General features: G+C 71.0%; 21 protein-coding genes and 1 pseudogene. 10 read left to right on the forward strand and 12 right to left on the reverse strand.

Annotated features, from left to right (window positions below):
• Positions 1-6: 6 nt before the first annotated feature.
• Together ACXKR8_RS45575 and ACXKR8_RS45580 are read right to left on the reverse strand one after the other, a co-directional pair.
• Positions 7-1,395 carry a hypothetical protein gene (locus tag ACXKR8_RS45575; RefSeq protein WP_458270414.1) on the reverse strand — a complete coding sequence of 463 codons (1,389 nt, stop codon included), beginning with the start codon at positions 1,393-1,395 and terminating at the stop codon, positions 7-9.
• A gap of 81 nt (positions 1,396-1,476) precedes the next feature.
• Positions 1,477-1,920 carry a hypothetical protein gene (locus ACXKR8_RS45580; RefSeq protein ID WP_458270415.1) on the reverse strand — a complete coding sequence of 148 codons (444 nt, stop codon included), beginning with the start codon at positions 1,918-1,920 and terminating at the stop codon, positions 1,477-1,479.
• 139 nt (positions 1,921-2,059) lie between these two features.
• Here ACXKR8_RS45580 and ACXKR8_RS45585 point away from each other — a divergent pair.
• Positions 2,060-2,146 (forward strand): annotated as a pseudogene (locus ACXKR8_RS45585) (SAM-dependent methyltransferase); the annotation flags it as partial.
• Between the two features lie 89 nt (positions 2,147-2,235).
• Positions 2,236-2,874 (forward strand): GNAT family N-acetyltransferase, encoded by a 639-nt coding sequence (locus ACXKR8_RS45590; protein ID WP_462100121.1) that lies wholly within the window; start codon positions 2,236-2,238, stop codon positions 2,872-2,874.
• Between the two features lie 13 nt (positions 2,875-2,887).
• On the opposite strand, the gene ACXKR8_RS45595 is transcribed toward ACXKR8_RS45590, so the two are convergent.
• From ACXKR8_RS45595 to ACXKR8_RS45615, 5 genes are all read right to left on the reverse strand, one after another.
• Positions 2,888-3,208: a hypothetical protein gene (locus ACXKR8_RS45595; RefSeq protein ID WP_462100122.1), complete on the reverse strand. Its 321-nt coding sequence runs from the start codon at positions 3,206-3,208 to the stop codon at positions 2,888-2,890.
• The gene (locus tag ACXKR8_RS45600) at positions 3,186-4,112 is read right to left on the reverse strand and encodes an MFS transporter (protein ID WP_462100123.1); all 927 of its coding nucleotides are present in this window, start codon (positions 4,110-4,112) and stop codon (positions 3,186-3,188) included. The genes ACXKR8_RS45595 and ACXKR8_RS45600 overlap by 23 nt, the downstream gene beginning before the upstream one ends.
• On the reverse strand, positions 4,109-4,705 hold the full coding sequence (locus ACXKR8_RS45605; protein ID WP_458270418.1) for a winged helix-turn-helix domain-containing protein: 597 nt from the start codon (positions 4,703-4,705) through the stop codon (positions 4,109-4,111). The genes ACXKR8_RS45600 and ACXKR8_RS45605 overlap by 4 nt, the downstream gene beginning before the upstream one ends.
• A gap of 388 nt (positions 4,706-5,093) precedes the next feature.
• Complete coding sequence (locus tag ACXKR8_RS45610) at positions 5,094-6,296, reverse strand: tetratricopeptide repeat protein (RefSeq protein WP_458270419.1); 1,203 nt, start codon at positions 6,294-6,296, stop codon at positions 5,094-5,096.
• Between the two features lie 138 nt (positions 6,297-6,434).
• Complete coding sequence (locus tag ACXKR8_RS45615; protein WP_458270420.1) at positions 6,435-6,638, reverse strand: hypothetical protein; 204 nt, start codon at positions 6,636-6,638, stop codon at positions 6,435-6,437.
• Between the two features lie 19 nt (positions 6,639-6,657).
• On the opposite strand from ACXKR8_RS45615, the gene ACXKR8_RS45620 reads away from it, so the two are divergent.
• Complete coding sequence (locus ACXKR8_RS45620) at positions 6,658-7,071, forward strand: thioredoxin family protein (RefSeq protein ID WP_458270421.1); 414 nt, start codon at positions 6,658-6,660, stop codon at positions 7,069-7,071.
• On the forward strand, positions 7,068-7,607 hold the full coding sequence (locus tag ACXKR8_RS45625; protein ID WP_458270422.1) for a hypothetical protein: 540 nt from the start codon (positions 7,068-7,070) through the stop codon (positions 7,605-7,607). Before ACXKR8_RS45620 ends, ACXKR8_RS45625 begins: the two co-directional genes overlap by 4 nt.
• Positions 7,608-7,641: 34 nt before the next feature.
• On the opposite strand, the gene gap is transcribed toward ACXKR8_RS45625, so the two are convergent.
• The 3 genes from gap to ACXKR8_RS45640 form a co-directional block, all read right to left on the reverse strand.
• Positions 7,642-8,640, reverse strand: a complete 999-nt coding sequence (gene gap / locus ACXKR8_RS45630) for a type I glyceraldehyde-3-phosphate dehydrogenase (RefSeq protein ID WP_458270423.1) — start codon at positions 8,638-8,640, stop codon at positions 7,642-7,644.
• 143 nt (positions 8,641-8,783) lie between these two features.
• Positions 8,784-9,773 (reverse strand): GlxA family transcriptional regulator, encoded by a 990-nt coding sequence (locus ACXKR8_RS45635; RefSeq protein WP_462100124.1) that lies wholly within the window; start codon positions 9,771-9,773, stop codon positions 8,784-8,786.
• A gap of 20 nt (positions 9,774-9,793) precedes the next feature.
• Positions 9,794-10,693 (reverse strand): arginase family protein, encoded by a 900-nt coding sequence (locus ACXKR8_RS45640; protein WP_458270425.1) that lies wholly within the window; start codon positions 10,691-10,693, stop codon positions 9,794-9,796.
• Positions 10,694-10,759: 66 nt separating this feature from the next.
• On the opposite strand from ACXKR8_RS45640, the gene ACXKR8_RS45645 reads away from it, so the two are divergent.
• Positions 10,760-11,170 (forward strand): GNAT family N-acetyltransferase, encoded by a 411-nt coding sequence (locus ACXKR8_RS45645; protein WP_458270426.1) that lies wholly within the window; start codon positions 10,760-10,762, stop codon positions 11,168-11,170.
• Positions 11,171-11,213: 43 nt separating this feature from the next.
• Here ACXKR8_RS45645 and ACXKR8_RS45650 read toward each other — a convergent pair whose 3' ends face one another.
• A complete protein-coding gene (locus ACXKR8_RS45650) occupies positions 11,214-14,036 on the reverse strand; it encodes an ATP-binding protein (protein WP_458270427.1) in 2,823 nt (940 codons plus the stop codon).
• Positions 14,037-14,222: 186 nt separating this feature from the next.
• Here ACXKR8_RS45650 and ACXKR8_RS45655 point away from each other — a divergent pair, with 186 nt between their 5' ends.
• The 5 genes from ACXKR8_RS45655 (at position 14,223) to ACXKR8_RS45675 (ending at position 19,083) form a co-directional block, all read left to right on the forward strand.
• Entirely contained in the window at positions 14,223-14,786 is a 564-nt protein-coding gene (locus tag ACXKR8_RS45655) for an RICIN domain-containing protein (protein ID WP_462100125.1), read from the forward strand.
• Between the two features lie 196 nt (positions 14,787-14,982).
• The gene (locus ACXKR8_RS45660) at positions 14,983-15,501 is read left to right on the forward strand and encodes a DUF3592 domain-containing protein (protein ID WP_458270429.1); all 519 of its coding nucleotides are present in this window, start codon (positions 14,983-14,985) and stop codon (positions 15,499-15,501) included.
• Between the two features lie 340 nt (positions 15,502-15,841).
• Positions 15,842-17,542, forward strand: a complete 1,701-nt coding sequence (locus ACXKR8_RS45665) for a YVTN family beta-propeller repeat protein (RefSeq protein WP_458270430.1) — start codon at positions 15,842-15,844, stop codon at positions 17,540-17,542.
• Positions 17,543-17,659: 117 nt separating this feature from the next.
• Positions 17,660-18,184 carry an RNA polymerase sigma factor gene (locus ACXKR8_RS45670; RefSeq protein ID WP_458270431.1) on the forward strand — a complete coding sequence of 175 codons (525 nt, stop codon included), beginning with the start codon at positions 17,660-17,662 and terminating at the stop codon, positions 18,182-18,184.
• Positions 18,181-19,083, forward strand: a complete 903-nt coding sequence (locus ACXKR8_RS45675; protein WP_458270432.1) for a hypothetical protein — start codon at positions 18,181-18,183, stop codon at positions 19,081-19,083. The genes ACXKR8_RS45670 and ACXKR8_RS45675 overlap by 4 nt, the downstream gene beginning before the upstream one ends.
• A 45-nt stretch (positions 19,084-19,128) precedes the next feature.
• Here the strand turns inward: ACXKR8_RS45675 and ACXKR8_RS45680 are convergent, their stop codons facing one another.
• Entirely contained in the window at positions 19,129-19,575 is a 447-nt protein-coding gene (locus ACXKR8_RS45680; RefSeq protein WP_458270433.1) for an anthrone oxygenase family protein, read from the reverse strand.
• Positions 19,576-19,660 lie beyond the last annotated feature (85 nt).

Below are 19,660 nucleotides of genomic sequence, written 5' to 3' on the forward strand. Positions count from 1 at the left end.
GCCCGGTCAACCGGATTCCGAGGGGAACAGCTCGGAGGCCGCCGGGCGCAGTGCCTTGCCGGAGAACACCCCCGCACTGCGCAGGAGTTGCGCCAGCAGCGGGTCGGCCACGGTGACGCCGTGCACCAGTTCCGGGGTGGGCCGGAACGCCGCGGCTGTGCGCGGTCGGCGGCCGGTGGTCCAACCGGTGCCGGCCGGGTCGCGGCCGTGACGGGCGCAGGCGGCCTCCACCATGGCCCGGTCGCCGTGTTCGCGGCCGTCCAGCACCCGCCAGGGCAGGGGGAGTTCTGCCCAGACCGGGGTGTCCGGGTGCAGCGCGCCGCCGGTGGCCAGGTGCCAGGCCACCACGTCGGCGGCCATCAGCTTGAGGACCTTTCCCGGGCAGACCGCGTCCAGGATCCTGGTGGCGTTCATCGCCTCCAGTACCGAGATCCAGTGGGCGCGGGCGGTGTTCCACGCCGACGCGGCGGCGTTCCAGGCCGAGGAGTCGTCCCCGCGTTGGACGACCATCCGCTCCCGGTCCATCCGGCAGCGCCGGTAGGCGCGTTCCAGCAGTGCGGCGGCCTTGCGAAGTTCGGCGTACCAGTCACCCAGGAGCCGACCGCGCTGCTCGTCGGTGAGCTGGGCGAGCACCTCGGGAACGGGGTGCAGGTGCGCCACCGCCCACCAGTCGGTCTCGGCGCGCGCCCGCAGCCGGCGCAGCAGCAGGTCGGCGATCTGGTCGAAGGGCTGCTGCTGGCTGGTGACGGTGAACTCGCTGCGCAGGTTGCTGCGCGCGGTCAGATAGGCGACGAAGCAGGCGGTGTCCGGATCGGCGGCGAGCCGGACCGGGTCCAGGCGTGAGGCGAGCCCGGACTTGCCGAGCATGACCGCGTCCCGTTCCAGGGTGGCCCGCACCATTGTCGTCAGCTTGGCCTCCAACCGCTGCAGCAGCCGGAATCGCTTGTTGTACTGACGCTTGGACAGCTCGCCCAACCCGGCTGCGGCGCGCTGCTCGCGGTTGAGGCGGTCGGTCAGGAAGTCATTGCCGCCGAAGGTCTTGCCGATCTGCTCGCAGGCGGTGCGGATCACCTGCTCGACGGCGTCCGGGTCGTTGGCCGCAGGGCCCTCCAGCCGGTCGATGGCGTCGAAGAGCACAGCGACGGTGGTGGCCTGCCGCTGGGCGCCGATGACCGGCGCGAACGCCTCCAGCATGGAGGTGTACCCGTGCCAGGCCCGGCGCAGCGAGCCTCCGGCGGCCACCGTCAGCAGGTTGCGTTCGGCCCGGGAGAGGCGGGCGCCCAGGACGGTCAGGACCAGATCGGCGACGTCCTCAGGGCGCCGTCGCAGCCGCACCGAGGCGCAGAGTTCGGCCAGGGCGCCGGCGGGGATCGGGACATCGCGTGCATCGGACATGCCTGCCAGCGTGCCTGTTCAGGACCTTGCTGTCAGCTCGATTTCCGCCGACTGCTCCCGAGAGGGGTGGTCGCGAGTGGATCAGAGGCGGCGCTTGATCTCGCGGAGGGTTTCCCGTGCCTGCTCCTCGGTGTAACCGACGAATTGCAGCATTCTCAGCATCTCGTCGTGCGTCTCCGCAGGCATCTCCCGGCTCTCCAGCACATCAAGAAACTCGAAGGCGAGGAACAGCAGGGTCACCGCCTTGGGAGAGAACGTCCGCTGGACCTGCTCCATGAAGGCGGCGAAGCGGTCCGCGTCCTCGACCGTGTCGGTGTTGTCCACGGAGTGGAAGAGCACGGCGAGGCGGATGAACTCCTCGACCAGTTCCGGAGGCAGCAATGAACTGTGCACGCGAGCCATCAGACCCAAGGCGATCTGCCGGAAGCGGCTGACGTCGCCGGCGTCCAGGGCCTCTCGCATCTCACGGGATGCCGCTTCGTCCACCAGGCTGTCGGGAGTTGCGCGCGGTTGCGGTTCATCCATCCTCGAAGTGTGACCAACGACGGTGGCAGGCAACAGGGTTCTGCGGCAGAGTCCGCAAAGCTGATGGGAGCAAGGACCGCGCTGGAGGTCGGCAGTTTCATCGGATACTCAGCCCTGGTGATCACTCGCGGTCCGGCAACTCAACGAACGCATCCGCACCGACGACCGCGTCGCGGTCACCATGATCGCCATCGCCGACGGGCTCACCCTCGCCCGCAAGAGGTAGCCCACAGCACGGCCACCCACGGGGGAGTAAGGTTCCAAGCTGGGTTGCGATCATTACCTGCGGCTGACGCGCCGCCGGCTGGGGAGGACATGATGCTTGCGGACACGGTCAGGAGCTGGGCGGCGGGTTGGGCCGTATCCCGGCGCACGCCCCCGCCGGTCGAGCAGCCCTGGGGGCTCTACATCGAGGTGGCCGACAACCCGGCCGAAGCGGGACGGCATGTCCTGCCCGTGACCGACGAGTCACTGGTCCGCAGCGCGGCCCTCTCGGTGACGGCGCCGCGGACCTGGATGAAGATGCCCGCAGAGCCGGCGGACGTGGAACCGTGGCTTTCGCCGGGATGGGCGGTGGCCTGGGAGGACACCGGCCACCTGATGGCCGTCGACCTGGCCGCCATCGACCTGACCGCCCCCGAGGGCTACACCGTCACCGTTCAGCCCGTCGACGGCGTCGTGTACGTCCGGGTACTGGACGCGGTGGGCGAGACCGCCGCCCGCGGGCAGTTGGCGGTGGTCGGCGAGACCGCGATGGTGGACCGGGTGGTCACCGCCGAGAGCCATCGACGCAAGGGCCTGGGCGGCCTCGTGATGCGCTCACTCGCCAACCAGGCGGTGGAACAGGGTGCGGCGACGGGCGTTCTCGCCGCGACGGACGCCGGACGCGCACTGTACGAGACGCTGGGCTGGAAGAAGCACGCAACGATCGCGGCGTGCACCTACCGGAGGTAGCGCGGACGCGTCCTCAACCGCTCGTCAATTTCATCAGCCCAGGCGCGGGAACCAGTTCGGGCGCGGGCGCCGGACGCAGCAGCAGGACGGCCGCGCACGCCGCCATCACCGCGGTGACCGCCAGCAGCAGCAGCCGGTAGTCCACCACCGCGATCAGCGCGGTGCCCGCCGCGATGGAGGCCGTCTGGGGCGTCAGCACCAGCATCATCCAGGCGGAATTGACCCGCCCCTGCAGCGGGGCAGGGGTGTGCACCTGGGCCGTCGTGCCGAGGGCGACGACGAGCCAGACCAGGCCGAAGCCGTTGCCCACCTCACCGGCCAGAACGAGCGGCACCGAATGCGAGGTGTAGGCCGCCCGCGCCCGCGCCGAAGGCCGCCAAGGCGAGCCCGGCCAACCTGGCGGTGCCGAGACGGCGCATCAGCGCGGCCGTGGCGAGCCCGCCGACCGCGGAGGCCGCACCCTGGACGCTGTTGAGGACGCCGAGGAACGAGGGGGCGCGGTGCAGCCCCTGGTCCACCACCGCGAACGCCGCCGTCTCGTTCAGGCCGATCACCCCGAAGGCGCAGGCGGTGACGACGGTGATCTGGAACAGCAGCGGCACCGACCGAATGTGACGGAAACCGGCGGTCAGGTCCGCCCCGAAGGAGCCGCGCGGACGCCGCTCCGGTCGCTGCTCCTCGACGCGGATGGAGAGCAGCGCGAGAATCGCCGCCACAAAGGTCGCGGCGTCGAGGACGGCGACCGCGCCGCCGCCGAAGGCGACGAAGAGGCCGGTGCCGACCAGCGGTGCGATGATGCGCAGCGCCTGGGTGACGCTCTGCAGCAGCGCGTTGGCGGCTGCCGCCTGCTCGTCGCCGAGCAGCGACTTGCGCAGTCCGGCGCCCGCGCTGCTGAGCACGGACGAGGCGAGGCCGTAACCGAAGGCGACCGCGTAGAGCAGCCACAGCTGCCGTCGGTCGTGGACGGCGAGCAGGCCCAGCACCATGGTCGCGGCGAGCGCGTTCGTCACGATCATCAGCGGGCGGCGGCGCAGCCGGTCGGCCAGCTGGCCCGCGAACGGCGACAGGACGGCGGGCAGGCCGAGCGCGAGGAAGACACCGCCGGCGGCCGCGTTGCTGTCCGTCAGTTCCTTGGCCCAGACACCGAGCGCGAGGTAGAGCGCGGTGTCGCCGAAGCTGGAGAGCGACTGCCCGGCCAACAGCCGGCGGAACCGCGGATCGCGGAGCGGGCCGGTCATGACGTCCCGTCCGCTGTGGGCTCATCCGCTGCGGGCTCGCCCGGCTCGGGAGGGGCCACCGTCGTCGCGGCGAAGAGCCGGATCTGGCGCGCTCCCTCGGGTCGCCGCGAGGGATCGTCGTCCCGGTCCGCGTGGCGGGTGGCGAGGTCGAGCAGCTGCTGCCTGATCTCATCCAGCTCCGGTGCCGTCACCCACATCGTCGAGCCGATTACCCCCGCGGCCGCGCGCCACTCCTTCGGCTCCCGGTCCCGCTGCCGCACCCGGCGTCGGATGCGGCCGAACTCGTGCTCCAGGAACGCGTCGACCGCCGCCTCGGCGGCGAGCTGCCCCTCGAGATCCAGGTCGTCCCCGCCGAGCCGCTGCTGCCGGTCCGTGATCCGCCACGGCTTCTCCCGGCCGGAGCGGGCCGGATCGGCCTCGATGTAGCCGTACTTGGCCAGGATGCCCAGATGGTAGGCACAGCTGGCGACGCTCTCGCCGAGCAGCTCGGCGCAGCGGGTGGCGGTGGCCGAGCTCTCGCGCTCCAGCACGTCCATCAGCTTCCAGCGCAGGGGGTGCGCGAGGGCACGCAACGCTTGGGGGTCCGTCGTCATACGAGCCACGGTAGGGGCTCAAGACTCCTTAATCAAGAGTTCTTGATTAAGGAGTCTTGATTAGCTGCTGACGAAGCCTCAGGAGCGGCGCAGTCTGAGACTGCTGCAGGCGAACAGCACGGAAGCGGCGACGGCCATGGCGATGGCGACTCCGGTATGGCGGACATATCGCACGTCCGGACAGACCCGGACGGGCGGGCCCGTGCGGGGCTGCCTCATGGCAAGGCAGTGCATGCCTGGGACCGGCTCGGCGACGTGGACGAGCGCGGTCACCGTCGCGCCGAGGAGGAGAACGAGCCCCAGGCAGATGAGGAACACACGGAAGGCAGGCATGCTGCTTGGACGGCCGACACGGGGCTACCGTTCCCGGCCCGCATATGACGAATGGTCAGGGCTGGGGCAGGGCGGCCAGCTCGGCTTCGGCGGCGATGGTGCGGGGGTGGTCGGGGCCGTAGTGGTCGCGCCAGGTGGTGGCGCAGCGGGTGAGGTGTTCCCGCGCCTCGGTGTGCCGACCTTGGGCGGCGAGGATGCTGCCCAGGGTGGTGGCGGCTTCCAGGGTGCTGTGGTGGGTGGTGGTGAGATGGGTCTGGGCGAGGTCGACCGCCCGTCGCGACTCGGTCTCGGCCTCGTCCAGTCGGCCGAGGCCGAGCAGGGCCTGGGCGGTCCTGGTGGCGACCGGTGGGGCGAGGGCGGCGCGGCCACCCGGCGGGCGCAGAAGGTCTCCTTTGGCCTGCGCGGCGGCGTCCAGGGCCTCCTGGTGGCGGCCGTTGCCGTGGAGGCTGCGCGAGAGCCCGAGGGTCAGTGAGACGCGCATGTCGCCACTGGGCTGCCTGACCTGCGCCTGCCGCCTGAGCGCCCTCCGTGCGGCGGCCTCGGCCTGGTCGTGGTGGCCGCGCCCGTTGAGCGCCATGACCAGGGCGTTCATGACGGCCAGCCAGAGCAGGTCGGCCCCGCCGTGACGCTCGATGAGCGCGCGGCACTCGCGCTCGGCCAACTCGTACTCGCCCAGGAAGACCAGGTTCTGGACTCGGTCCGAGCCGACCTTCAGGGTGCGGACATGGTTCTCGCCGAACACCAGGGCGGACTGCGCCTGCAATGCCTGGGCCTCGTCGGCCGCCTCGCGGTGGCGGCCCTGCGCAAGGCGCACCCTGAGCTTGATGTCCCAGGCCATCAGACCGAGCTTGTCCGAGGCCGGGAGGCGTCGCAGCACGGCCATGGCGAGTTCCTCGGCCTCATCGGGAAGGCCTTGGGTGAGCAGCAGCCCAGCGAGAGCGATCTGCACCTCGCTGGTGATCGCGTGGTCCTCACCCAGCACGGTGGGGCAGTGCAGCAGCAGATCCCGCAGCTCGGCCGACGCCTCATCGTGCCGATGCAGCCTGACCAGCACGACCGCCAGCTTGCTGCGGGTCTCCAGGGTCGGTGCGGCCTCGGGGCCGAGTTGGGCGGCGCGCAGCTCTGCCGCCTGCCGCAACGCCTGCTCGGCCTCTGCCCAGCGCGTCTGTGTGACCAGCCTGGCGCCCTTGACCTGCAGGTCGGTGGCAAGTCGTAGGTCCTTCTTCTGTGCTGCTCGATCCCGCAGTGCCGCGAACATGCCCGCCCCCTCGTCCAGCCCCCTGATAGGGCGATGATCATACCGAGGCGAGCCGGGGGCATTCGCCATGCGATCGGCAGCGGTGTGTGCGCGGCAGCAGGCCAGTACGCTTGGCGCTATCCTCCTGCGACTGATCATTCAACGGGAGGGGAACCCCATGCGCCGAATACGACTGAGTTTTGCGGCTGCGATATCGGCTGTCGCGCTGACGGCAGGATGTGCTTCGAGCAGTACCACCGCCGCGCAGGCACCGGTTGCCACGGCGGCGGCGTCTTCCAGCGGCAGCCCCGCTCCGGCATCGGCATTGGCAACGCCATCGGCGACGCTGTCTGTGTCGGCCAAGACGTCGGCGCCGACACCTGTGCACGCTCTGCCCGACGGATACGACGCCAAGCGCAACGCGAAAGCTGACATCAAGGCCGCCCTCGCGACGGCGGCGAAGGAGCACCGCGAGGTGCTGCTCGACTTCGGCGCCAACTGGTGCCCGGACTGCAGGTCGCTGGACGTGATGTTCCGCTCGGCCCAGGTCGAGCCACTGCTGCAGAAGGACTACCTGGTGGTCGCCGTGGACGTGGGCCAGTTCGACCACAATCTGGCCCTCGCCGGCACGTACGTCAATCTGCAGACCAGTGGGATTCCGGCCCTCGTCGTCCTGAAGTCCAACGGCGCCCTGCGGACCGCCACCAACAACGGTTCGTTCTCCAACGCCCGCACCATGACCCCGAGCCAGGTCGGCGCGTTCCTGAGCCGCTGGGCGCCCAGCGGAAGCAAGTGAACCTCCCGCGTCGGTGGGGTGCCGCGCTGGGCTCGACCACCGTGGCGGTGCTCACCCCCACGCTAGCCCTCGCCCTCGCCCTCAGTGGATGCGGCGCCCACCGGGCTCCTGAACCCACCGGGCACGCCACAGCCAGCGGGGTCACGGTCACCGTCACCCTGCTGGCCGCGTCCCATGGGCAGCGCGAGCTGCGGGCGACCTTCAGCCCGCAACAGCCCGGCTTCCACCTCTACAGCATCGACCTGCCCGCGCAGGGCATCGACGGACTGGGCATCCCCACCAGGCTGTCCGTTCGCGGTGGTCTCACTGCGGTCGGCAAGCCGACGGCCAATCAGGTCACCCACCTGCTGCGACCGGCGGGCCTGCCGACCGAGATCCCGGTCTATCCGGACGGCTCGGTGACCTTCACCCTGCCCGTCAAGCAGACCGGCGCGGGGGCCCAGCAGGCCGAGGTGGTCGTCAGTTATGGAGCCTGCAGCGAAAGCACCTGCCTCATGCCGGTCAGCAATGAGGTGATCCACCTCAGCCTGTCCTGAACCGGCCCGCTGGCGTTGCGTCGGCCCCTCGCGGTCAGCCGGCGCTGAGGAGTTCGAGGGTGTCGATCACGCGGTTCGAGAAGCCCCACTCGTTGTCGTACCAGGCGACCACCTTGACGTGGCGGCCGTCGACGCGGGTGAGCGCCGAGTCGAAGATGGCCGAGGCCGGGTTGCCGGTGATGTCGGACGACACCAGCGGGTCCTCCGAGTACTCGAGCACGCCGGCCAGCGGCCCCTGCGCCGCGGTGCGGTACGCCGCCAGCACCTCCTCACGGGTCACCTCGCGGGCGACGGTCGTGTTGAGCTCGACGATCGATCCCACCGGAACCGGCACCCGGATCGAGTCGCCCGACAGCTTGCCCTCGAGCCTCGGCAGCACCAGGCCGATCGCCTTGGCCGCGCCGGTCGTGGTGGGCACGATGTTGACCGCGGCCGCACGGGCGCGGCGGGGGTCGCGGTGCGGACCGTCCTGCAGGTTCTGCTCCTGCGTGTAGGCGTGCACCGTGGTCATGAAGCCGTGCTCGATGCCGGCCAGGTCGTCGAGCACCGCGGCCAGCGGCGCGAGCGCGTTGGTGGTGCACGAGGCGCTGGAGACGATGGTGTGCGCGGCCGGGTCGTAGGCGTCGGTGTTGACCCCGAACGCGAGGGTGACGTCGGCGCCGTCGGCCGGCGCGCTGACCAGCACCTTCTTCGCGCCTGCGTCGAGGTGGGCGCGGGCGGCCTTGGCCGAGGTGAAGCGGCCGGTCGCCTCGAGCACGATGTCGATTCCGAGTTCGCCCCACGGCAGCTGCGCGGGTTCGCGCTCGGCGAGCACGGTGATGCGACGGCCGTCGACGACCAGGGCGTCCCCGTCGACCGTCACCGGGCGGCCGAGCCGGCCCGACGTGGTGTCGTAGGCGAGCAGCCGGGCGAGGGCGGTGGGCTCGGTGAGGTCGTTGACGGCGACGACCTCCAGGTCGCTGCCGCGTTCGAGCAGGGCGCGCAGCACATTGCGTCCGATGCGGCCGAATCCGTTGATGGCGATGCGAGTCATGAGTGGTGTCCTCTTGTCCCTTTGTCTCTTTGTCCCTTGTCCGGTTCCCCTCCAGGTTCTCTCGCGGCATCCGCCGGTGACAGCGGCGGGATCGCCATGGTCCGAAAGGATCGCGCCACACAGTGCTGATAGCGGGTAAGGGGCTACTCGCCCTGGGCGAAGGTGCGCCGGTACTCGCTCGGCGTGGTGTCGAGGATGCGCTGGAAGTGCAGCCGCAGATTCGCGCCGGTGCCGAGACCGACGTCGGCGGCGATCTGCTCGATGCCCCGCTCCGAACGCTCCAGCAGCTCACGGGCCACGTCGATGCGGGCGCGCATGACCCACTGCATCGGGGTGTACCCGGTGTCCTCGACGAAGCGCCGGGAGAAGGTGCGCGGCGACACCGCCGCGTGCCGGGCGAGCACATCGAGGGTGAGCGGCTCACTGAGCTGGTGCAGCGCCCACTCCCGGGTGGCGGCGAACCGCTCGCCCAGCGGCTCGGGCACACTGCGCGGCACATACTGCGCCTGACCGCCGCTGCGGTACGGGGCCGCCACCAGCCGCCGCGCCGCGTGGTTGGACGCGGACACCCCCAGATCGCCGCGCAGGGTGTGCAGGCACAGGTCGATGCCGGAGGCGGCGCCGGCCGACGTCAGCATGCTGCCCTCGTCCACGAACAGGACGTTCTCGTCCACCTTGACCAGCGGATGCTGCGCCGCCAGCGCCCGGGTGTAGTGCCAGTGCGTCGTGGCGCGCTTGCCGTCGAGCAGGCCGGTGGCCGCGAGCGCGAAGGCGCCGGTGGAGATGGCGGCGAGGCGCGCGCCCCGGTCGTGGGCGGCGATCAGCGCCTCGGCCACGGCCTGCGGCGGGTCCTCACGGTCTGGGTGCCGGTAGCCGGGGACGAAGACGATGTCGGCCCACGCGAGTGCGTCCAGGCCGTGGGCGACGGAATACGAGAGACCGTCACCACCGGTCACCAGGCCGGGCGCCGCGCCGCAGACCCGCACCTCGTACGGCATGCTCGCGCGGGTCGTGAACACCTGTGCGGGGATACCGACATCGAGCGGCTTCGCGCCTTCGAGCACGAGAACGGCGACATGGTGGCGGGGTGAGACTGGCACAGGGACGAGCGTACGCGGGGGGTGGGGGTACATCGGCCAGGACAGGCGGCTGGTCAGCGCCCTCGGCCGAGTTCGCCCAGACCCCCGGCGAGGATCTCCACCAGCAGGCGCGCATGGCGCCCGTCCGGGTCGAGGTCGGGGTCGAACACGGCGACCTGAGCCCCGACGGCGCGTGGGGCGAGTGCGGCGAGCAGGTCGGTGAGGTGTGCGGCGTCGATTCCGCCCGGATCGGGGCTGTCGACCGCGGGCATCACCGCCGGGTCGAGGATGTCCACGTCCAGGTGCAGCCAGTAGCCGTCGAGCTCGGCGCGGTCGAGCTGCTCGCGGATGCGCTTCCCGGTGCTGACGGCGCCGTCGCGGATGATCTCGGAGGCGCGGACCGTCAGGCCCAGCGTGCGGGTCACCTCGGCCAGTTCCTCGTCCTCGTCGCGGCAGCCGGCGTGCGTCACGTCCGCGGCGCGGAAGTACGGGCCCAGGCCGTCGATGTCGGCGATCGCGGGCCAGTGCCGACCGATGGCGGCGGCCAGGTCCTCGCCGGCCAGCGAGGCGCAGGCGGGGGAGTTGCCCGGGTGGCGGAAATCGGTGTGGCCGTCGAGGTGCGCCAAGCCGAACCGGCCCTCGGTCCGCAGGGCCAGGCCTGCTCCGATCAGCAGACTGCAGTCTCCGCCGATGACCAGGGGGACGTCGCCCGCTGCCCGAATCTCGGTGATGCGCGCGGCCAACCGCTGTGCGTGCTCGACGATCAGGCCCTGGTTTCGCAGTCGGCCGGGCGAGGGGTCATCGGCGTACCGGCCCGGCAGCACCACCCCGGCGTCGCGCGCGCCGAGCTCGGCGAAACGAGCGAAAAGCCCGGCCTCACGCAGCGCCTCCGGCGCCTTGGCACAGCCGGGGACGGTCGTCGGCAGCGGCGGACGCAGGCCGAGGTTGCTGGGCGCGGACACCAAGGCGATCATCGTCCAACCCTACCGAATCGACGGGGTCGGCCATGGTCGCGGACGGCCGCCTGGCATCATCGCCGGATGTTCGTCTACAGCACCGACCTCACCGGACTCTCCGAGAGCGACCTGGACGGGTTCTTCGTGGGCTGGCCCTCGCCGCCGACGCGGACCCAGCACCTCGCGGCCCTGCGCGGCAGTTACCGTGCCGTCGTCGCGCGCGAATCCGCAAGCGGCCGGGTGGTGGGCTTCGTCAACATGATCAGCGACGGGGTGCTCACCGCGTTCATCCCCTGGCTGGAGGTACTGCCCGAACACCACGGCCAGGGCATCGGCTCCGAGCTGATGCGGCAGGTGCTCTCGGACACCGAACATCTCTATTCCATCGACCTGACCTGCGACGAACCGCTGCGCCCCTACTACGAGCGGCTTGGTATGCGCGCGGTCACCGGCATGGCCGTCCGACACTGGGACGCGCTCACGAGGGAGGGCTGAGCGCGTCAGTGGCCGGGCCTCGGGGATCGGCGGAACGCTGCCCTCAGCCGATTGTGCCACCAAAATCTGCCACCTCGAGTTTGGCACTCAGCAGTTGCCGGGAGTTGATTTCCAGCTTCCGGTAGACGTTGGTGAGGTGTAGTTCCACAGTGCGTCGGGTGACGAACAGGGCTTGGGCGACTTCGCGGTTGGTTCGGCCGTCGGCGGCGAGGCGGGCTACCCGCAGCTCGCTCGCGGTCAGGGATTCGACCCCGGTGAGTGAGGTTCGGCGCGGGCGGGCTCCGGTGGCCAGGAGTTCCTCGCTTGCCCGTTCGGCCAGGGCTGCTGCGCCGCAGCGGGTGGCGAGGTCCAGTCCCCGGCGCAGGGGTTCCTGGGCGTCGGTCCTTCGGCCGGTCCGTCTGAGCAACGCTCCGTAGTCGGTCAGGGCTCGGGCTCGTTCGAGCTCGGCGGGCGATTCGCCCAGGACCGTCACGGCCTCGTGCAGCAGCGCCACCCCTGCGGGTCCTCCCTCGATCAGGCCGGCGGCCCGCAGCGCGACGCCGATGGCGCGCGGTGCCCGGAACCGGCGGGTCAGGTCGAGTTCCTCGGCGGCCAGTGCACGGGCCGTGGCTGTCTCGTTGATCGCGTGGTGTGCCAGGGCGGCCTCGGCGCGCCAGTGCGCGAAGGCGGGATTGTCGTATCCGGCCGCAACCAGGTCGTTCCCACAGGAGTACAGGTCGGTCAATGCCTCGCGGGGCCGGTTCTGGCCCAGCCGCAGCCGGGCTCGGGCCATGTGGACGAAGTGACTGATCAGCCCGCTCAATGGTTGGGAGATCTCGAGTCCGTGGTCGGTCAGGACTTCCTGTGCGGCCGAAAGGTCGCCTCGTTCCACCAGGGCATCGATGAGCACCGCCGCAGCCAGCGCAGTGTCCTCTGGACGCCCTTGGTAGACCTCGAGCGCTGCGCGTCCGTCCGCTTCGGCCTCGAGCACGCGGCCCGCGTAGAGGGCGGTGTGGGAGCGCAGGACCGACTGGTAGGCGAACGCCGAGACGTCCCCGCGGCGCCGTGCGGCGTCGATGCCGCGGTCGATCAGGTCCAGAGCCTGCGGTGTCAGGTCGGCGACGGCCAGGGCCGAACTGCCGAAGCTGACCATCAGCCACGGATCTGCGGGCAGTGGCCCGGCAGCCGCGCGTTCGGCCAACCGGGCCACCACGGGGGCGGCCCGGTCACCGGTCGAGGCGGCGCCAAAAGCCAGCGCGGCCAGGATCAGCCGCTCCGAGCTCCCATCGCTCTCGAACTCCGGCGCCACCCGGTCCAACTCCTTCATCCAGGCCTGTGGCGGCGCCATGACCGACAGGGCGCCGCAGGAGGTGCCCGCAAGGACTCGCCGGGACAGTTCGGGATTGCTGCTGCCGATTGCCTCGCGGATCCGGGCGAACGCCTCGACGGCTTCCCGTCCGCGGCCCAGCAGGGCCATCATCACGCCGAGTTCGAGCGCGATCTCGACCTGGGTGTCCGGCTCCTCCGCCAGGTCCAGGGCCGCCCGCAGGGCGTCCGCAGCCTCGGTCGTGCGGCTGAGCATGCCCAGGGCCCGCCCCAGCACGGCCAGGATCGGACCGCGAACGGCCGGATCCGGGGGTTCGGACAAGGCCCGCTGCAGACAGGCGGCGGCCGGCTCGGGCGCACCCTGGGCCAGCGCGCCGGTGGCCGCGGCCCGGAGCGCCTGGACCACCCACGGATCGGCGGCCGGCTCGGCGGCCAGCAGGTGCGGTGCGAGCCCTTCGGGCGGCGCGCCCTCCGCATGGAGCATCAGCGCGACCTGCTTATGGGCCACCCTGCGCAGGGTTTCGCTGGTATCGGCGTAGACAGCAGTGCGCACCAGCGGATGGACGAACTCGATCGGCCGGCCGGGGCTGATGACCGTCTCTTGGGCCAGGGCGTCCACCAGTTCGGCGGCCCGTAGCAGGTCGAGCCCGGCCAGCGCTGCCGCCCGGCGAAGTTCGGCTGCCGGGCCGAGCACAGCGACCGCCCGGGCCAGCCGGACCGCCTCCGGGCCCAGCCGGGCCAGCCGGGTCAGCACCGACCTGGAGATCGTCTCGGGGCGCAGCGCCTCGACCCGGGCCACCTCGGCGGCCACCGGGCGGACCCCGTCGGCGCGCAGGCCGGCCAGCGCCTCGGCAAGAAGGAAAGGGTTGCCGCCGCTCACCCGGACGCAGGCACGACAGAATGCGTCCTCTGCCTCGTCCGAGAGCGACTCGTGGACCAGGACCTGCACGGCGTCCGCGCTGAGCGGGCCCAGACGCAGGAGGTGCGGGGTGATACCGCTCAGGGCACGGGCCGCCGCGCCCGTCTCGCCCTGGACCGGAGGCCGCCCGGCCAGAAGCAGGAGCACCGGCAGGTCCGCCAGCCTTCTGGCGAGGTGGGACAGGAATCGCAACGACGCCTCGTCGGCCCAGTGCACGTCGTCCACGGTGAGCAGTAACGGCGTCCGATCGGCCAGGTTCGAGCACAGCCAGAACAGGCCGTGCACCACGGTTCCCAGAGTCGTCAGATCCTCGTTGGCACGGTCGGCGAGGAACACCGGAGCGGCCAGCCCGGCCGCACCCGCGAGCAGGTCCGCGCGGACGGCCGGGGCGGCGGCGCGCAGCGGCGGATCGAACAACTGGCGGACAATCGAAAAGGCCAGATCCCGTTCAAGCTCGCCGCCCCTGGCTGTGAGCGAGGTGATCTGCAGCGGCGCGGTGCGTGCCTGCACCTCGGCCAGGAGCGCCGTCTTGCCGATCCCAGGTACGCCCTCCACCAGGACCGTCGCGCCCCGGCCGGACCTGGCCTCGGCCATCAGTTCCTCGACCCGGGACAGTTCCCGATCCCGCTCGACCAACGCCACCGGTGAGCCCCCTCGACACATGTCGCAGCTGCGGAAGAACGCCGGGTCACAGAAACCTTCGGTAGGTACCACAGTGCCAGACCCCTGGGTGCCGGGCCACGCTTCAACCAAGGCGGTTGCCAAGGATACTTCGAATGAAGGGAAGAGGGGATGAATCAACGTCCCAGGAGGGTCGCAGCTTTCACCATGGCTGCGGCTGCGGTGCTCACCGTGTTCACGGTGATCGCACCCACGTCTGCGTACGCGGACACCAACGACCAGGAACTCGTCAACGTCGAAAGCGGGCTGCGCGCCGACGTGATGTGGGCGTCCACCGCCCCCTACACGGGCGTTTTCCTGTGGCCCGAGGACGGCAGCGCCTCGCAGCAGTTCGATCTGCTGGACAGCGGGGGCGGCTACTTCCGGATCAGGGCGCGGCACTCGGGCCAGTGCCTGATGCTCGACTGGCGCGCGGGCTACTACGCCAACGGCACGCGGATCATCCAGTACCCGTATTGCAATGCCGGTTATGCGCCGGCGGAGTGGTACACCCGATGGGTCGAGATCCCCCCGCAAGGAGTCTGGGCTGCCGAGTGGCACCAAGTCATCGTCAACCGCCAGACCGGGAAGTGCCTGGACACCCAGGCGCCGTCCGGCAATCCAAGCCAGCAAGCGCCGCTGCAGCAGTGGGACTGCATCACGTCCGGCACCGACTGGAACCGCTGGAACCAGATGTGGGAATTCGAATCCCCTCCGGGCCCGCTCCGGTGAGCCCGAGCCCGTACAGCGTCAGCGGTCCGCACGCGCCCGGCGGTGCTTGAACAGACCGGCGGTCGACGGCGAGGCGTGGCCCGACCACCCGCGCTGACCAGGTGATCTGGTGCTCTGGTGGTTCCGGAACGCCAGTACGATCAGCGGGCGAGTGCCCGGGGCTCAACCTGTGGCTACCGGTTGAAGGGGGGCAGCGGTGGGACCGGATGACGTCAAGGTGGCCGAGGGTTGGACCGAGGCAAGCCGTCCACGTTCGACCGGTTCCTCCCGGGACGAGTACCGACAGGTTCTCGCGCTGCTGATCGGCCCGGTCTTCGTGGCGTTCGGCATCTGGTTCGCCTGGGGCGACGCAGCGGCCCGAATCCATTTTGATGGCGTGTCTCGGGCCGCCGCTGTGGTGGTCAGCGCCGAGTACGTGAAGCCGACGCTCAAGGAGGACGCCTCGGCGATCGTCGTGGACGTTCGGACGGCGTCCGGCCTGGCGTCCGTTTCGATCGACCATCCGCTCAGCGCCCCGGACGGGCTCTCCGCCGGCGACCGGGTGACCGTCCTGTTCGACCCCGCTCACCCCGGGGATGCGATCTTCCCCAGCCAGCTGGGGTGGGGCAAGGTGTTGCCCGGTCTGGGATTCACCGTTGTGGGCTTGACCGCCACGGTTGCGGGCGCGCTGGCAACGGTTCGCACGGTCCGTGGGCGACGGACTGCCATGCGCTGATCGGCCGGATCCAACCTGCGTCGACGAGCGAATCGGACCAGATCAGTGGGGGATGGGATGGATCCGGTCAAAGATGGAGGTTTCGTGTACGCGTGGTTGGCGGGGCTGGCAGGCTCGGAGAGGCCTGGTCGGTCGCTGCTGGATGGGTGATGAGGCGAGGTTGGCTGTTACGGCGCGGAGTCCGTAGTCCGCCGTGGCAGTGCGCGATGTACGGTGCCCTGCCGGGTGGCAGCGAGTCCGCTGCTGGTGGGGGTGGAGCCGGCGCGACCGTACCGCTGCCGGTTCCTGGGGCCTTCCGGTTCCCGCCGCCACGGTGCGGACCCAGAGGGAGGGACCTCCGATGTCCTCAACGCCGCACGGCCAACCGCCGCTCGCCCGTCCGCACCTCGCCCGGCCCCCGCGTGGCGGAGTGCGCCGCCGCGGCTCCGCCCTGGTGGTGAGCCTGCTGCTGGCCGCCACCGGCGCAGCCGGTCTGGCCACCCCCGAGGTCGCCGCCGCTGCTCCGACCAGCCCCGTGGTCTACGTCGTCAACAGTGGCGACAACAACGTCTCGGTGGTCGACAGCAGCAACACCACCACCACGTCCACCATCCCGGTCGGTGGCACGCCCCTGGGCCTGGCCGTCAACCCGGCCGGCACCACGGCGTACGTCACCAACACGGCCGGCGACACGGTCTCGGTGATCAGCACTGCCACCGGGGCTGTGGCCGCCACCGTCCCGGTCGGTTCCTTCCCCTACGCCGTGGCCGTCACCCCGGACGGCACCGAGGTGTACGTCGCCAACGCCAGCAGCGGCACCGTCTCGGTGATCAACGCGGCCACCCACACCCTCACCGGCACCATCGCGGTGGGCCCTGCCCCGGTCGGCCTGGCCGTCAACCCGGCCGGAACGCAGGTCTACGTCACCCACGACAACGACGTCAACGCCGTCTCGGTGATCAGCACCGCGACCAACACCGTCACCTCCTCCGTACCCATCGGCACCCATGCGTACGGGGTGGACTTCAATCCGGCTGGCACGCTCGCCTACGTCGCCCGCGTCAACGGCTACTCGGTTGCGGTGATCAACACCGCCACCGGCACGGTGGCCTCGACCATCCCCGTCGGCACCGCCCCTGACGGGGTGACCCTCTCCCCGGACGGCACGCTGGTCTACGTCGCCAACCACGGCAGCAACACGGTCTCGGTGATCAGCGCGGCCACCGGCACCGTCACCGCGACCGTCCCGGTCGGTTCCGGACCGGAGGCCGTGGCCTTCAACGCGGCCGGCAGCCTGGCGTACGTCACCAACAACGGCACCGACACGGTGACGGTGATCAACACCGCCACCAGTACCGTCGCCTCCACCTTCGCCGTCGGCGACAACCCGGGCGGGATCGCCCTCGCTCCCGCCCCCGTGGCCGTCCCGACGGTGACCTCGGTCAGCCCGTCCTCGGGCCCGCCGGCCGGCGGCAGCACCGTCACCCTCACCGGAACCAACCTGACCGGCGCCGCGATCACCTTCGGCCCCGGCCACCCGGCCGGCGGCGTGTCCTGCACCGCCACCTCGTGCACCGCCACCGCCCCGGCCGAAACCGCGGGCACCGTCGACGTGCAGGCCACCACCGCTGGCGGCACCAGCACCACCAGCGCGGCCGACCACTACACCTACGCCGCCGCAGACCTGGGCGTGGCCTTGGCCGCCACCGGCGTCCCCGGTCTGCTCAACGGCCACATCACCTACACCATCACCATCACCGACAACGGCCCCTCCGCCCTGACTTCCGGCACCGTCACCGCCACCCTCCCCAACCCGATGACCGCCACCAGCAGCGACTGCACCGTCACCAGCGGCCAGGTCACCTGCACCCTCGGAGCCCTGGCGTCCGGCGCCAGCACCACCCGCACCTTCACCGCCCCCATCGGCCTGCTCACCCTCGGCTGGCCCTACACCGTCACCGCTGCCCGCACCGCCAGCGCCCCCGTGGACACCGACACCGCCAATGACACCGCCACCCGCGCCTGCACCGTGGTCACCTCACTGATCATCAACTGCAGCTGACACAACGAGAACAACATACCGAGAGCACTGCTCTCGCGGCTCCCGCCCCGAAGTGGACCCCAACCGATTCCCGCTGCCGTTCGTATGAGGTGATGAAGGCACAAGAGGGGGACACGAGTGGCCGAATGGTCCGAACAACTCGCGGAGCTGGTGCAAGCCCGCGGCACGGAGCTGAACCGATACGGGTTCCTGCTCTGCGGCGACCGCACCGAGGGCGCCGATCTCTTCCAGGACGCCCTGGTGCGCGTCTTCACCCATCCGAAGGCCGGATGGACGGTCCGGGACGTGGAGCGCTACGTCCGCCGGACCATGCTCAACCGCTACCTCGACCAGTACCGTCGGCGCGGGCGGCTGCGCCTGCTGCTGCCGCGGCTGGGCGGCGGGTCGCACGCCGAGGTGGTCCCGGACCACAGCGAGGGCACCGACCAGCGGCTGGACCTGCTGGCCGCGGTGGCCTCGCTGACGCCACGTCAACGCGCCTGCATGGTGCTGCGGTTCTATGAGGACCTACCGGTGGCCGAGGTGGCGCACCGGATGCAGCTGAGCGAGGGCACCGTCAAACGGCACCTCAGCGACGCGGCCACCCGCATGGCCGCCGCCCTGGAGCGCACCGCACACAGCAGCACGGGAGGGAACCGGTGAACCAGCAGTCCATCGAGCACGGACTCCGGGAGCTCGCCGAGCTCGCCGGACCGCACCAGGTCGACCTGAACGCCATCGGCGGCCGCATCCGGCGCCGCCGCCGCACCCGCCTCGCGGTCTCCGCCACCGCCGTCGTGGCGCTGGTCGCCGGCTGCGGCTGGCTGCTGCCGGGCCTGGTCTCCGACGGCACCGCCGCCGCACCCGCCGCACCCGCCGCGCCCGTCGCGCCTGCTGCACCCGCCAGCCCGGCCGGCCCCGCGACTGCGAGCACGCAGGACAGCTTCCCTCTGCCGACTCCGAGCGTGCAGGCCAGCTTTCCGATGCCGACTCCGGCCAAGCTCGACGCGGAGACGCGGCCGGTGGCAGACCTCCTCAAGCGGGTTCTGCCGCCGGGCAAGGTCACCGTCATGGGCGGTCAGGGCCTGCACGACAAGGGGCTGCCGACCCCGCTCGGCAGCGGCCTGTTCGAACCTGTCGCGTGGGCGGAGTACGACGACGGCCACGGCGTGGCCATGGTCGACGTCGACCTCACCCGCTGGCGCAGCCCCGACGCCACGCAATGGCCCTTCACCTGCACGGTCGGCCCGGACGTGGCGAAGCCCGACCACTGCGAGACGGGGCGGCTGCCCGGCGGGGGCGTCTTCAACCTGAGCAGGATCGACGCGTTGCCGGGCGCCTGGAACGCGGAGTGGACCGCGACCTACGCCGCCCCGGACGGCACCAGGGTGGTGATCCAGGAGGACAACGCGCCGGGCGGCAAGCCCTATGCGCCCACCCGCATCGACCCGCCGTTCGACGCCGCACGGCTCCAGCAGATGGTGACCAGCCCCCTGTGGGACCAGCAGCTCGCCGCGATCCCCGCCGCAGGCAGCCAGAGCAACAAGATCGGCACCCCGTAGTCGGGCTTCGGGTGTGGCATGGGCCGGCCGGCTGGTTCCTTGGTCTCAGGCGAGGGCGGTGGCCAGCAGGGCGAAGGCGGCGATGAGGACGGCGACGCGGACGTAGTGGAAGCGGTCCCAGCGGTTCGACTGCTCCTTCCAGTCCGCGGGCCGGTTCTCGGGGGTCCACGTCTTGCTCTGGTTGTTGATCGGGACGAGCAGCAGAAGCGACATGATCACGCTGACGATCAGCAGCGCGCCGGCGGTGACGACGAGGCCGGCGCCGTGGTGGTGCCATCCGGCGACGGCCCAGACCACGATGAGGACGAGCGAGCCGATGTACCAGAACGGCATCACGGCGCCGAGCATCCGCCCCCCGTGGGCGCGGCCGAGTTGGCCACCGTCCTCGGGGAGGGCGTTGAAGATCGGGTTGATGACGAAGGCGACGGAGAACTCCACCCCCACCATCACGCCGAAGACCACGATGGTGAACGCCTGGAGTGCATTGAGCATGATGACCCCTCTTGGAATATAGCAACGCTAGATGTTGGGGCAACGCTAGTACTGCTGCCGCTTGATTGTCTAGCGGTGCTAGGAT

This window comes from Streptacidiphilus sp. PAMC 29251 (assembly GCF_054208735.2).